Source organism: Streptomyces sulfonofaciens, from assembly GCF_014656295.1.
Classification (GTDB): Bacteria; Actinomycetota; Actinomycetes; order Streptomycetales; family Streptomycetaceae; genus Streptomyces; species Streptomyces sulfonofaciens.
In genome coordinates this window covers 43,982-57,017 of the sequence record NZ_BNCD01000012.1, presented here as the reverse complement: position 1 = coordinate 57,017, position 13,036 = coordinate 43,982, and the positions used below count along the sequence as shown (strand labels likewise).

14 protein-coding genes are annotated in these 13,036 nt (G+C 71.9%); 11 read left to right on the top strand and 3 right to left on the bottom strand.

Annotated features, from left to right (window positions below):
* Nucleotides 1–37 precede the first annotated feature (37 nt).
* Nucleotides 38–868 carry an IclR family transcriptional regulator gene (locus tag IE313_RS20045; protein WP_189934146.1) on the top strand — a complete coding sequence of 277 codons (831 nt, stop codon included), beginning with the start codon at nt 38–40 and terminating at the stop codon, nt 866–868.
* 14 nt (nt 869–882) lie between these two features.
* Here IE313_RS20045 and IE313_RS20040 read toward each other — a convergent pair whose 3' ends face one another.
* Nucleotides 883–1,782 (bottom strand): 2-keto-4-pentenoate hydratase, encoded by a 900-nt coding sequence (locus IE313_RS20040; RefSeq protein ID WP_189934144.1) that lies wholly within the window; start codon nt 1,780–1,782, stop codon nt 883–885.
* Between the two features lie 340 nt (nt 1,783–2,122).
* Between IE313_RS20040 and IE313_RS20035 the strand changes: the two genes are divergently transcribed.
* The 10 genes from IE313_RS20035 to IE313_RS19990 all read left to right on the top strand — a co-directional run bounded on the left by IE313_RS20035 (nt 2,123) and on the right by IE313_RS19990 (nt 10,889).
* Nucleotides 2,123–3,643 carry an aldehyde dehydrogenase gene (locus IE313_RS20035; RefSeq protein WP_189934142.1) on the top strand — a complete coding sequence of 507 codons (1,521 nt, stop codon included), beginning with the start codon at nt 2,123–2,125 and terminating at the stop codon, nt 3,641–3,643.
* Nucleotides 3,644–3,773: 130 nt separating this feature from the next.
* Nucleotides 3,774–4,772, top strand: a complete 999-nt coding sequence (locus IE313_RS20030; protein ID WP_189934140.1) for an NAD(P)/FAD-dependent oxidoreductase — start codon at nt 3,774–3,776, stop codon at nt 4,770–4,772.
* A gap of 186 nt (nt 4,773–4,958) precedes the next feature.
* A complete protein-coding gene (locus IE313_RS20025) occupies nt 4,959–5,741 on the top strand; it encodes a 2-keto-4-pentenoate hydratase (RefSeq protein WP_189934138.1) in 783 nt (260 codons plus the stop codon).
* Nucleotides 5,738–6,538, top strand: coding sequence for a 2-keto-4-pentenoate hydratase (locus IE313_RS20020; RefSeq protein ID WP_189934136.1), 801 nt, complete (start codon nt 5,738–5,740; stop codon nt 6,536–6,538). The genes IE313_RS20025 and IE313_RS20020 overlap by 4 nt, the downstream gene beginning before the upstream one ends.
* Before the next feature lie 28 nt (nt 6,539–6,566).
* Entirely contained in the window at nt 6,567–6,779 is a 213-nt protein-coding gene (locus tag IE313_RS20015; protein WP_189934133.1) for a tautomerase family protein, read from the top strand.
* On the top strand, nt 6,776–7,516 hold the full coding sequence (locus IE313_RS20010) for an alpha/beta hydrolase (RefSeq protein ID WP_189934131.1): 741 nt from the start codon (nt 6,776–6,778) through the stop codon (nt 7,514–7,516). The genes IE313_RS20015 and IE313_RS20010 overlap by 4 nt, the downstream gene beginning before the upstream one ends.
* Nucleotides 7,513–8,070 (top strand): aromatic-ring-hydroxylating dioxygenase subunit beta, encoded by a 558-nt coding sequence (locus IE313_RS20005; protein ID WP_189934129.1) that lies wholly within the window; start codon nt 7,513–7,515, stop codon nt 8,068–8,070. The genes IE313_RS20010 and IE313_RS20005 overlap by 4 nt, the downstream gene beginning before the upstream one ends.
* A gap of 33 nt (nt 8,071–8,103) precedes the next feature.
* Complete coding sequence (locus IE313_RS20000) at nt 8,104–9,390, top strand: aromatic ring-hydroxylating oxygenase subunit alpha (protein WP_189934127.1); 1,287 nt, start codon at nt 8,104–8,106, stop codon at nt 9,388–9,390.
* 57 nt (nt 9,391–9,447) lie between these two features.
* The gene (locus tag IE313_RS19995; RefSeq protein ID WP_189934125.1) at nt 9,448–10,512 is read left to right on the top strand and encodes a DODA-type extradiol aromatic ring-opening family dioxygenase; all 1,065 of its coding nucleotides are present in this window, start codon (nt 9,448–9,450) and stop codon (nt 10,510–10,512) included.
* Nucleotides 10,513–10,535: 23 nt separating this feature from the next.
* Nucleotides 10,536–10,889, top strand: coding sequence for an aldehyde dehydrogenase family protein (locus IE313_RS19990; protein WP_189934123.1), 354 nt, complete (start codon nt 10,536–10,538; stop codon nt 10,887–10,889).
* A gap of 38 nt (nt 10,890–10,927) precedes the next feature.
* On the opposite strand, the gene IE313_RS19985 is transcribed toward IE313_RS19990, so the two are convergent.
* Nucleotides 10,928–11,770 (bottom strand): phosphotransferase, encoded by an 843-nt coding sequence (locus IE313_RS19985; protein WP_189934121.1) that lies wholly within the window; start codon nt 11,768–11,770, stop codon nt 10,928–10,930.
* A 590-nt stretch (nt 11,771–12,360) separates the two neighbouring features.
* Nucleotides 12,361–12,996 carry a CGNR zinc finger domain-containing protein gene (locus IE313_RS19980; RefSeq protein WP_189934119.1) on the bottom strand — a complete coding sequence of 212 codons (636 nt, stop codon included), beginning with the start codon at nt 12,994–12,996 and terminating at the stop codon, nt 12,361–12,363.
* Nucleotides 12,997–13,036 lie beyond the last annotated feature (40 nt).

Sequence of the window (13,036 nt, the reverse complement as noted above, 5' to 3'; positions counted from 1 at the left end):
AGTCCGCGCCACGCCCGGCACCGGATGGAGACACCTCATGAGAGTCAACGGAGAAGAAGAGGACCGGTCCGTCATCGGGCGTGTCATGGCCATCCTGGACGAGGTGGCCGCGGAGCCCGGCGAAGTGGGACTGAGCGAGCTGGCGCGGCGGACCGGTCTCAAGAAGGCCACCGTCCACCGACTGGCCACCGAGCTCGTCGAGCGTCGCATGCTCGACCGGGGTGTCTACGGCTACCGACTGGGGTTCCGCACCTTCGAACTGGGGCATCACGTGCAGATCTCCCGGCTGCTGCGCAACACGGCGCAGCCCTACATGGAGGACCTGTACGAGAACAGCCACGAGATCGTGCAACTCGCGGTGCTCGACGGCACCGACATCGTGTATCTGGAGAAGCTCGCCGGCCACCGCAGCTATCGGGCCCCCTCAGGCGTCGGCGAGCGCTTCCCGGCACATTGCAGCGGCCTCGGCAAGGCCATTCTCGCCTTCAGCCCCGACGCCGTCGTGGAGCGTGTGCTGTCCGGGGGCCTGCCGCCACGCACCCCGCGCACCATCACCGACCCCGTCCTGTTCCGCAAGGAGCTCGATCGGGTCCGTGACTGCGGTGTCGCCTACGACCGCGAGGAGGGCCATCCGGAGGTCTCGTGCGTGGCCGCGCCGGTCCTCAATCCGGAGGGGCTGCCGATCGTCGCCCTGTCGATCACCGGCCCCTCCTACCGCATGGGGCTGCCGCGCCTCGCGACCGCCGTGCGCACCACCTCCCTCGCCCTCTCCCGGGCCGTCAACGCGCATGCCACCCTCCAGGCACTGCCCAGGCGGCACCAGCAACGGGCGGAGGAACTGCTGTACGGCCCCGTCGACGACGTGTGACCGCGGCGCGGGCATCAGCCGACGCCACCGTCACGCACGGCGTCACGGGTGTGTGCACGCGTGGCGTTGCGGGTGTGCGGCAGGCGTCGGACGCCGACCCTGCACCCGGACTGGAACTCGGCCTCCACCACGTCCCCGGGGGCGAGCTCGACGGCCGGGGTCAGCCCGCCGGTGATCACCAGCATGCCCGGCTCAAGACCGGTCGACTGCTCGTGGAGCCGGTGCACGAGCCACACCAGTGAGTCGATCGGGTTCCCGGAGGCGGCCGCGGCCGACGAGGTCGCCACCGTCACACCGTTGCGGTGGAGGACGACGCCGGTGTGCGCCAGGGAGTGCGGTAGGACCGGCAGCAGCGGCCCGAGCACGACCTGGGCGGCCGACGAGCCGTCCGCGGTGTTGTCCTCGGCGGTGAACCGGTAGTCGGCCCAGACGGAGTCGACCACCTCCAGACAGGCCGCCGCGTACTTCACGGCCCGCAGTGCCTCGTGGCGGGTGATGAGGCCGGCCAGCGGCCGGCCCAGCACGAGCCCCACCTCGGGTTCGACCCGCGGCTGGAGAAGAGCGGGGTCGGTGGTGCCGTCGTTGGGCAGCAGCATCCGGTCGGTGAGCAGACCGTGGTTCGGCGCGCTGACGCCCATCTGTTCCCGCATCGGCTTGGAGGTGTACCCGAGCTTGTAGCCGGCGGGCCGGTCGCCACTGCGCAGCCGGGCCTCGTTCACCTTGTCCTGGATGCGGTAGGCATCGCCGAGGTCGAGCGGCTCCCTCTCGGACAGGGGCTCCAGCAGGACGCGTTGGCGGCGGGCGGCCAGCAGCAGTGACGCCTGCCGCGCGGCCCATGCCCCGCCACGTGCCGTGCCGACGGCCGTGTCCGTGTCCGTGTCCGCTGAGGCTGTCGTATGTCCTGCGCGTGCCATGGGCGTGCACATCCTCTTGCTCGTTCTTCCCACCGGGGCTGTTCGCCCTTCCCACCGGGGACGGCACGCCCAGCCTGCCCAGGCGCCCGGCGGGCCGGAAGACGAGCGGTCCGGGCAGTGAACCGATGACCTTGTTCCGTCCTCGGCACGGCCCGAGAGTGGGCAGCGCGGCACCGCGGCGGCGAGCGGAACGCACCGCCCGACCATCGCCGCCCGCCAGTGCCGCGCCGGGCGTCCGGGGTGCCCCCGCTCGGGACCACGCCGTGCCACGGCACCGGTCCGCACGGGCGCCCGCACCGACCACGGCAACACCTTCGCTCCACCACCACCGGCCGACGGCATGGGACGCCGCGGCCGGACCACGTGGGCGCACCGTCGCGTCCGCCGTTCTCAGGAGGCCCCTGCGGTGAACACAACGGAGTCGCTGTACCTGGACGGTCACTGGGCATCGTCCCGGAGCCCCGGGCGCGAACAGGAGCGGATCACCCTGCTGTCCGCGAGCACCGAGGAGGTGCTGGGCACCGTCGCACTGGGCGGCAGGGCGGACGCGGACGCCGCAGTCGCGGCGGCCCGTGCGGCCTTCGACGCCCCGGACGGGTGGGCCCACTGGGAGCCGTCGCGGCGCGGTGAGGCCCTTGACCGGCTGGCCGACGCGCTGCAACGGCGCGCCGAGCTCATCAGTCGTGCCGTCTCCGCCCAGAACGGGATGCCCATCACCGTCTCGCGCCAGCTCGAATCATGGCTGACCGGTGTGATCGTGCGGTACTACGCCGAACTGGCCCGCACCGCACCGTTCGAGGAGAGTCGACCGCACGTGGTCGCCGGCACCACCACCGTGTACCAGGAGCCCGTCGGCGTGGTGGCCGCGATACCACCGTCGAACTTCCCGCAGAGCCTGGCGGCCACCAAGTACGCGCCCGCGCTCGCCGCGGGCTGCACGGTGATCCTCAAACCCTCGCCCAGCACGCTGCTCGACGCGTTCCACCTGATGGAGGCCGCCGCGGAGGCCGGGCTGCCGCCCGGTGTCCTCAACCTGCTCCCGGTGACGGCCGGGACGGCTGCCTACCTGGTCGGTCACCCGGGCGTCGACATGGTCGCCTTCACCGGATCCACCGCCGTGGGCCGGCGCATCGCCGAGATCTGCGCACCTCTGCTGCGTCCTGTCACGCTCGAACTCGGCGGGAAGTCCGCCGCGATCGTCCTGGACGACGCCGACCTGGACCTCTCCGTGATGGGCGAACGGCTCTACTCCGCGACGCTGTTGAACAACGGCCAGACCTGTTTCCTCAGCACCCGTGTCCTGGCCCCCCGCTCCCGGTACGCCGAGGTCGTCGACGCCTTCGCCGCGCTCGCCTCCTCCCTGCGTGTCGGCGACGCGCTGGATCCCGACACCCAGATGGGGCCCGTGGTCAGCCGTGCCCAGCGGGACCGCGTGGTGGGCCGCATCGGCCAGGCACGGGCCGACGGCGCCCGCCTCGTCGTGGGCGGCGGCCGCCCCGCCGGCCTCGACAAGGGGTGGTTCGTCGAACCGACCGTCTTCGCCGACGTCGACAACGGCAGCCGCCTGGCCCGGGAGGAGGTCTTCGGCCCGGTGCTCTCCGTCATCCCCTACGACGACGAGGAACAGGCCGTCCGCCTGGCCAACGACTCCGAGTACGGCCTCGCCGGCACCGTGTGGAGCGCGGACCCCGAGCGCGCGGGTGCCGTCGCCCGGCGCATGCGGACCGGTTCCGTGGGCATCAACGGCTACCTCCCCGATCCGGGCGCGCCGTTCGGTGGTGTGAAGCGCAGCGGCATCGGGCGTGAACTCGGCCCGCACGCCCTGGCGCGGTACCAGCAGCCGAAGTCCGTCTTCCACTGAGGACGGCGGCACCGCAGCCGGTGCCGGAGGACGGTGGCGACCAGGGGTCCACGCAGTGGACCCGTCGCGTCGTCCGGGTGCCGGCTGCTCACGATTCCGACGTGACCATGAACGACGCTAGGAGTGAGGGATGGCTGACCCATCTGACCGGGACCACGTGGTGGATCTCGTCATCGTCGGCGCGGGACCGGCCGGGTTGTTCGCGGCCTACTACGGCGGGTTCCGCGGATTACGCGTGGCCGTGATCGACTCGCTCCCGCAGCCCGGCGGCCAGGTCATGGCGATGTACCCGGAGAAGCCCATCTACGACATCGGGGGTTTCCCCTCGGTGCGCGGCAGGGACCTCATCGACGGCCTGACGCGCCAGGCCGCGCCGTTCGGGCCGCTGTACCTGCTCGGCCAGCAGGCGGTGGAACTGCACCGCGACGACGGCGGCGTGCTGACGCTGACCACCTCGGCAGGCAGCCGGGTCATGTGCCGTGCGGTCGTCGTCACCGCGGGGGTGGGCACGTTCACCCCGCGTGAGCTGCCTGCGGGCGGCCCGTACGAAGGCCGCGGCCTGATGTACTTCGTGACACGTCCGCAGGACCTGGCCGACAGGGATGTCGTGATCGTCGGCGGTGGTGACAGCGCCGTGGACTGGGCCCTGGCACTCGACAGCGTGGCCAGGTCGGTCACCCTGGTCCACCGGCGGGCCCGGTTCCGCGCCCACGAGCACAGCGTGGCGCAGTTGATGGCGTCGCCGTCCATCGAGGTCCTGGTCGAGCACGAAGTCGTCGAGGCGGGCGGCACCCCTGCGCTGGAGAGCGTGCGGGTCGCCGACAAACAGGGCAACGAACGCCGGCTCGCGTGCCAGACCCTGGTCGCCGCGCTCGGCTTCGTCGCCGACCTCGGCCCGCTCGCCGAGTGGGGCGTCGCGCTGCGCGACCGCCACATCCTCGTCGACACCAGGATGGCGACGAACGTGCCCGGCGTCTTCGCCGCGGGCGACGTCACCGAGTATCCGGGCAAGGTGCGGCTGATCGCCGTGGGCTTCGGCGAGGCCGCCACCGCCGTGAACAACGCCATGACCGTGATCAACCCGGAGGCGGCGCTCTTCCCGGGGCACTCCACGGACCAGCCCCGATAGGGGGCGCCCGGCGGGCCGGCCGTGCGGGGGCGGTCGTCCCGGCCGCGCGGTCCCCCGCGCCCCCGACGGGCGCCGCCACCCTCCGTCAGGCGCGGCTCACCGCGCCGGGCACACCGCTCACCGCTGCGGTCCACTCGGTGGGCCGACTTGATTGTTCCTGCTCATAGCCCTGGAGAGACTCCGAGCATGCATCAGAACCAGTTGGAGGAGGCCGCCCGTCGGCTCACCGAAGCCGAGCGGAGCCGCACGCCCATCACACCGCTCACCCAGACGTACGACGGTCTCGACATCCCGGCCGCCTACGAGGTGCAACGGGCGGTCATCGCCGAGCGCATCGCCGGTGGCGCCCGGGTGCGCGGCCACAAGGTGGGTCTGACCGCCGCCGTCATGCGGGAGCAGTTCGGCGTCTCGGAGCCGGACTACGGCGTCCTGCTCGACGACATGTTCCTCCTGGAGGGCAGCGAGGTCCCCGCGGGCAGCCTGCTCGCGCCCCGGGTCGAACCCGAGCTCGCCTTCGTGCTGGACCGTCCGCTCGGCGGGCCGGGGGTGACGGTGGCCGACGTGCTGCGGGCCACCGCGTTCGTCACGCCCAGTCTGGAGATCATCGACTCCCGGATCCGGAACTGGGAGATCACCGTCCACGACTCCATCGCGGACAACGCCTCCTCGGCCCGCGTGGTGCTGGGCGGCACGGCCACCGACGTGCGCGACATCGATCCGAGGCTGCTCGGCGTCGTCCTGCGCCGCAACGGCGAGATCGCCGAGACCGGGGCCACCGGTGCCGCGCTGGGCAACCCCGTCTCGGCCGTCGCCTGGCTGGCCAACAAGCTGGGTGAGTTCGGCGTGACCCTCGACGAGGGGTCCGTCGTGCTTCCCGGCAGTTGCACCCGCGCCCTGCCGGTCTCCCCCGGCGACCACGTGCGCGCGGACTTCGGACAGGTCGGTTCGGTGGGAGTGGTGTTCGCATGAGCGGCAACGTGCCCAAGGCGACGACCACCCTCGACGTCCGCGGCCTGGCGGCCCGCCTGATCACCGCCGAGGACACCCGCACCGACGTCCTCCCGCTGAGCCGGGACGTGGACCTGGCCGTCGACGACGCCTACCTCGTCCAGCGCGAGGTGCTGCGGGCCAAGGAGGAGCGCGGCGAACGGATCATCGGCGGCAAGCTCGGCCTGACCTCGCGGGCGAAGCAGATCGACATGGGCGTGGACAACCCGCTGTACGGCTTCGTCACGTCGGGCATGCTCCACGACGCCACCGCGCCGGTGGACCTGTCCACGCTGATCCACCCGCGCGTCGAGCCGGAGATCGTCTTCGTGCTCAAGGAGGAACTGGCCGGCCCCGGCATCACCCCGGGTGACGTCCTCGACGCGACCGCCTCGGTCTGCGCCGGCCTGGAGATCATCGACAGCCGCTACCAGGCATTCAAGTTCACCCTGGAGGACGCGGTGAGCGACAACGCCTCCTCCGCCCTGTTCGTGCTCGGCAACGAGTTCGTCGAACCGTCCGGGGACCTGTCCCTGCTGGGCTGCCTGCTCCAGGTCAACGGCAAGCAGGTCGCGACCGCGGCCGGCGCGGCGGTCTGCGGCGATCCCGCGCAGGCGGTGGCGTGGATGGCCAACGCGGCCGGACGGCGCGGCACCGCGCTCAAGCCCGGCTGGCTGGTGCTGTCGGGAGGTCTGACCGCCGCGGTGCCGCTGCGGTCGGGCGACTGCGTCAGCGCGGACTTCAGCCGACTCGGCGGCGTCAGCGTGCGCGCCCGGTGACCGCGACCCCCTGAAAGGAACCGGAACAATGCCGTTCATCCAGATCACGATGGCCAAGGGACGCACCGCCGACCAGAAGCGGGAGCTGCTGCGCGAGGTGTCGGCGGCCGCCGCCCGGGCCACGGGCACTCCCGAGGCTGCGGTGCGGGTGTGGGTCGTGGAGGTCGACGCCGGCGAGATCATGGCCGGGGGCACGGTCCTCGCCGACAAGCAGGCTGCCGCGGCCAGGGCCTCGTCATGAGTACGTTCGTCCTGGTGCACGGGGCCTGGCACGGCGCATGGTGCTGGGACCGCGTCCTGCCCGAACTCCGGGCACGGGGGCACGGGGCCGTCGCGGTGGAACTGCCCTCGGACGACCCGGCCGCCGACAGCGAGGCCTATCTGCGCGCCATCGACGCCCACGTGGCGGATCCGGGCTCCACCGTGCTCGTCGCGCACTCGATGGCCGGCCTGATCGCCCCGGTGTACGCCGAGCGGCGGCCGGTACGCGAACTGGTGCTGCTCGCCTGTCTGCTGCCGCTGCCGGGGGCGAGCTGGCGCGACCAACTGGCCGGGTCCCGGCCGATGGCCGAGGACTTCTACACCACGTTCCTGCCCCGGCAGCGCAAGGACGAACGAGGCCGCAGCCACTGGGCACCGGAGACCGCCGCAGAGCTCTTCTACCACGACTGCCCACCGGAGGAGGCGGCCGAAGCAGCCGCCCGGCTGCGGCCCCAGGCCGCCACCGTGCTGGGCGAGACGACCCCCTGGGAGGGCGGGGTCCCCTCTTCGACCAGGTACGTCGTGTGCGAGGAGGATCGCGCGGTCTCGGGCGGCTGGGGCGCTCGGACGGCCGTTGACCGCTTCGGTGCGCGCGTGGACCACCTGCGCTCCTCGCACTCCCCCTTCTGGTCCCGCCCCGCTGCCCTGGCCGAACTGCTCACGGCCGGGGACGGCGGCGGCGAACCCCGCACCCCGACCCAGGAGTCGATTCGATGATCCCCACCGGTCTCACGTCCCCGGTGATCGCTCGCACCGCGCCGGCCGACGCCGCCAGGGCGGTGCGCGAGCCCGCTCTCATCTGTGCCGTGTCGCAGTTCCTCTTCGAGGAGGCCGCGTTGCTGGACGAGTGGCGCCTCGACGCGTGGCTGTCCCTGTTCCACCCGGACGCCGTCTACCTCGTCCCCACGCCGGAGGACCTCGGCGGCGACCCGGCGACGACGCTGCACCTGGTGCACGACACCGTGCCCACCCTCGCCGGCCGGGTCGAACGGCTCAAGAGCAAGCACGCCCACGCCGAGAGCCCCCGCTCCCGCACACGGCGCCACATCGGCAACGTCCGCGTCTGGCAGCGGCTGGACGGGCTGGACGTGCGCAGCGTCTTCCAGGTCGTCCGGGTCCGCGGCGGGGTCGTCGACCGCTACGCCGGTGTGTACGAGCACACGCTCGTGCCCAGGTCGGGCACGGAGCCCGACTGGCTGATCATGCGCCGGCGGGCCGTCCTCGACCACAGCATCGAATCGGCGGGCGGGCAGTTGAGTGTGCTGCTCTGACCCGTCCCGTCCTCGCCGAAGGAGGCGTTGACCATGACCGTGAACCACGATTGGGCTACACGTACCGCGTCCGCGAAGGAGTGGGTGGTCGAGGACGTCGCGGCGGGCACCTTCCGCGTCGACCGGACGACCCTGGTCGACAGCGCCGTGTACGAGCGGGAGATGGCCTCGGTGTTCGCCCGGTGCTGGCTCTATGTGGGGCACGAGTCGGAGATTCCGCGCCCCGGCGACTTCAGGGCCCGCGACGTCGGCAACCGGCCGCTGATCTTCTGGCACGGCCACGACGGGGTCCGGCGCGTGCTGTACAACACCTGCCGGCACCGTGGTGCGCTGGTGTGCCGGGTGCCCGAGGGCAACGCCCGCGGTATGAGCTGCTTCTACCACGCCTGGACGTACGCGAGCACGGGCGCGCTCAACGGCGTGCCGGGTGACGAGGGGTACGGCGAGCACTTCGACCGGGAGGGCATGGGGCTGCTGTCACCGCCCAGGGTCGACAGCTACCGCGGTTTCCACTTCGTCTGCTTCGACCCCGACGCGGTCGACCTGAAGACGTACCTGGCCGGTGCCGCCGAGTACATCGACCTGGTGGCCGACCAGGCGGACGACCTCGAGGTCGTGCCCGGTGTCCACGAGTACTCCATGGACGCCAACTGGAAACTGTTCGTGGAGAACAGCCTGGACGGCTACCACCTGCTGCCGCTGCACAAGACGTACTTCACGTACCTGGAGCAGCACGAGGGCAACACCCTCGACCGCAATGACGCCACCGAGGCCGTGGACCTGGGCAACGGTCACGCCGTCATCCGGGTGCACGGCCCCTGGGCCCGGCCCGTGGCCCGCTGGGCGCCGGCGCTCGGCGAGCACAACCGCCCGGGGATCGAGGCGAAGTACCAGGAGCTGGTGGAGCGTTACGGACCCGAGCGCGCGGAGATGATCGGGCACACCGACCGCAACCTGCTGGTGTTCCCCAACCTGATCATCAACGACATCATGGGGATCGTGATCCGCACGATCACACCCACCTCGGCCGGTCACACCAAGATCTACCAGTGGTCCCTGGCGACGGCCGGCGAGGACCCGGACCTGCGCGCGCGACGCCTGGACAGCTACATCGCCTTCCAGGGACCCGCGGGACTGGCCACCCCCGACGACCTCGAAGCCTGCGAGGCGTGCCAGGCAGGACTGCGCACCGCCCCGGACGTGGCCTGGTCGGACATCTCACGCGGCATGCACCGCGAGCACACGGGACAGCCCAGCCTCGCCAGCGACGAACTCCAGATGCGTGCGTTCTGGCGCCGCTGGCAGTCGCTGCTCGACTGACCGGCCCACCCGCCCCCGCACACCACACCACACCACCAGCCCCGAAGGGTGAAGACCATGGCAGAAGTACTCGGTCTGGGAGTGACCCACTACCCGCCGCTGAGCGGCACGAACGAGAACCTGACCCGTGTGTTCCAGCGGGCCCTCGGCGACCCCCTACTGCCCGCGGAGGCCCGCGACCCGGCCAACTGGCCCGCGGAGGCCCGCGCCGAGTGGTCCTCGGACGAGGGCGCACGGGCCGGCCGCCGTCATCGCGACGCCCTGGTCGCGCAGTTCGCCAGGGCACGGAAGGCGCTCGACGAGTTCAACCCCGACGTCGTTCTGATCTGGGGCGACGACCAGTACGAGAACTTCCGCGAGGACCTCGTTCCGCCGTACTCAGTGCTGGCCTACGAGGATCTGACGGTCCGGCCGTGGGAGCACTCGGCCGCGTCCAACGTCATGGGCGAGCGCAACGTGTGGAACGAGCCGAAGGAACACGAGGTCCTGGTCAGGGGGCACCGTGAGGCGGCCAGGTACTTCGCGGGATCGCTGATCGAGCAGGACATCGACGTCAGCTACGCCTACCAGCCGCTGCACCACCCCGGCTTCGCCCACGCCTTCCTCAACACCGTCCTCTACCTCGACTACGAGCGCAAGGGCTTCGACTACCCCGTCGTGGCCTTCCCCATCAACTGCTACGGCCGCCGGGTCATCAGCTACCAGGGCAACATCAGCGCCCTCGGCGACGTCCGCGAGCTCGACCCGCCGAGCCCCTCGCCCTCGCGCGTCATGCGGATGGGCGCGGCAGTCGCCCGTGCGGCGGCCGAGAGCCCGTGGCGTGTCGCACTGATCGCCTCCTCCAGTTGGTCGCACAGCTTCCTGGTGGAGTCCACCCACCACCTCTTCCCGGACACCGCGGCCGACCGGCGGCTGTACCAGGCCCTGGTGGACGGCGACCTGGACGTGTGGCGGTCCACCGGCCTCGCCCAGGCGGAGGCCGCCGGCCAGCAGGAACTGCTCAACTGGTGGGCGCTGCTGGGTGCCATGGGCGAACTGGGCCGCCCCGTGCCGACCTGGTCGGAGTTCGTGGGGTCGCACCTGTTCGTGTCGGACAAGGTCTTCGCGGCCTACCAGCCGTGAACCCGCCCGCACAGGAGTCCCGTATGAGCACCGTACGCAGCACCAACCCGCACGCACCCGGGGAGACGGTGGCCGAGGTCCCCGCGACCCCCGCCGACCGGCTCCCGGCCCTGCTGGAACTCGCCGCTCACGCGGGCCGCGACTGGGCGCACACTCCCGCACCCGAGCGCGCGAGCGCGTTGACCCGGGTCGCGGACGACATCGCCGCCGCCTCCGACCGGCTAGCCGACCTGGTCTCCCGCGAGGTCGGCAAGCCGATCACCGAGGCACGCGGCGAGGTGACGCGCGCGGAACGCGCCAGGTCGGGCCGGTCATCAACGAGGCTGCACGGGACAGCGCCCTGGCCGCGGTCGCATCCAGCACGGGACGCGTCCTGACCGGCGGCACCGCTCCCGACGCGCCCTCGGGCTCCGGTTCAGCCACGCCCGCGGCGACCGAGTGCAGTACGGACCTGGTTGAGCCCCTCCGCCCTCCAGTGGCCCCGGTCGGGCATGTGGTCGTCCCTGCGCCAGCGCCAGGCCGAGAACAGCGCCCAGTTCAGGGCGCGGCACTGGTGGATCAGCTCGTCGTCGGCCCCCGCACAGTGCTTTCCCACCTCTTCGGGCGCATGGGCGAGATCGAACTCGATCGGCCCGCGGCAGCACGTGGCGAGGTCCACGAAGAGCGGCCCCCTCCTCGTGTTCAGGAGGTTGCCCGGGTGCGGCTCGCCGTGCAGCAACTGCTCGCCTGCTCGGCCGATGCCGATCGCGGCGCCCAGACCGCCGAGTGTGTCGCTGAGGAGCTCCCGGTCGGAATCGGGCAGCTCGGGGGACCGCTGCCGGTCGTTCACCTCCCTCAGCGCCACGGCGACCCGATCGGTGACGTGCGGTGCGTCCAGATCGATCCGACGCAGGGCTGCGTGGTGCCGTGCGAACGCGTCCGCGTAGTCGCCCGGCGCGATCCCCGACCCCACGGGTTCGTAGTAGGTCCAGAACGAGATGGCGAAGGCATCACGCACATGGACCAGAGGATCGATCCGCGGGTCCAGCTCGCCCACCGGAGCGTCGACGCCCGCGAGACGGTGCGCAACCTCCACCTCGAACTCGGAATCAGCCAGGTGCGCCGAGGGTGCGACCCGGACCAGGGCATCGCAGGGAACCAGGCGGAGCGCGACGCGGTCCGAGTTGTGGATGACGACCACATCGTCGACCTGAAGGCCCAGCTCCGAAGCGGTCGCCCGGCCTGCCTCGACCGCGCGGCGCAGTTCCCACGGTTCCATACCGTCCTCCCTCGTTGTCGGTGCACATACCCGTCCGGAGCGGTTGGTCAGGGTTCTCCCCGTGTACGTGGCCAGGGGGCTCCCGGGCGACGGGGCCCCGGCATGCGAGTCGTGCGGCCTCTGCCCGTGCGGTCCGGAGGCAGGCGGGGCCATGTCGATCCCCTTGCTCTCGCCGAACCACCGCTCCTGCCCGGCCGCCCTCCCGCACCTCAGCAGGTGATCCTTCTCCGGCTGGGCGGGCCCGGGCAACACCTTTGCGCCGGCTTGGGGCGCGGCACCGATGCGGGCGCGCCTTGCCGACGGGGTGATCCGCGGGGGCGAGCGCAGAGCGCGTGATCACCGAGGTGGCGGTGCCCCTCGGCGGAAAGGCCGAGGGGCGCCAGGGCGGAGCAGTGCGGCGCGGGACGCGCAGCGGGTTGCGGGGGGCGACGTAGCGGAACCGCGGGGCGCGCAGCTCCGCGGAGGTCGCCGGGCTCAGGCCGCAGGGGACGGGCATGTTCGTGACCAGGCAGAGCATCGCCTCGGTGCGTTGTCCGCCTGTGTGCGGGCCCGCACGTGCCGGGGGCGCCCGGCGGGCGGTCGTCGGGGGTTCAGGCCGTGGCGCCCGCGCCTTTCCTGTGGCGGTTGCGATGCGCGGCCTGCTTCGCGCGGTTGCCGCAGAGCGCCATGCTGCACCACCTGCGGACGCGTCCGCGTGTGTGGTCGGCGAACATGAGTGTGCATGTCGGGCCTTCGCAGACCTTGATGTGCGAGAAGTCCTCTTCGGTGAGGGACCTCGCGAGGGCCTCCCCGATGGCCAGGAGCAGCGAGTCCGGTGACCGCCAGCGGCGCGTCGCCCGTATCCGGAGGCCGGGAGGGTCTTCCTGCTCGGCGGCCACGACCTGGAGGAACCCTTCGTCACGTGCGAGCAGCCGGTTCAGTGAGGCCAGTTCCGGTAGGTCCTCGGGACTGAGGGGCTTGCCCATGTGCGTGCGGACGAAGCCCCGGAATTCCTCCCGCAGGGTCCGCGCCTGTGCCGCTACCGTGTCGAGTTCGCCGGGCAGGGCCTGCTCCCGCAGGGTGGCGAGCACGTGTGGCGGCACCAGCCGCGCCTGCTCGAGCCAGGCCAGGAGGCCGTCGCCGTCCTCGACCCAGTCGACCTCGGTGTCCACCGGCGTGGCGATCGAGTTGAGGAAGTCCAGGCCGAGCGTGTCGGCGATGAAAAACGCCGGAGTCTGTTGAACCATCCCGCCTGATCCCTCCCTGTCCTGTGCCACCTTCCCTCAG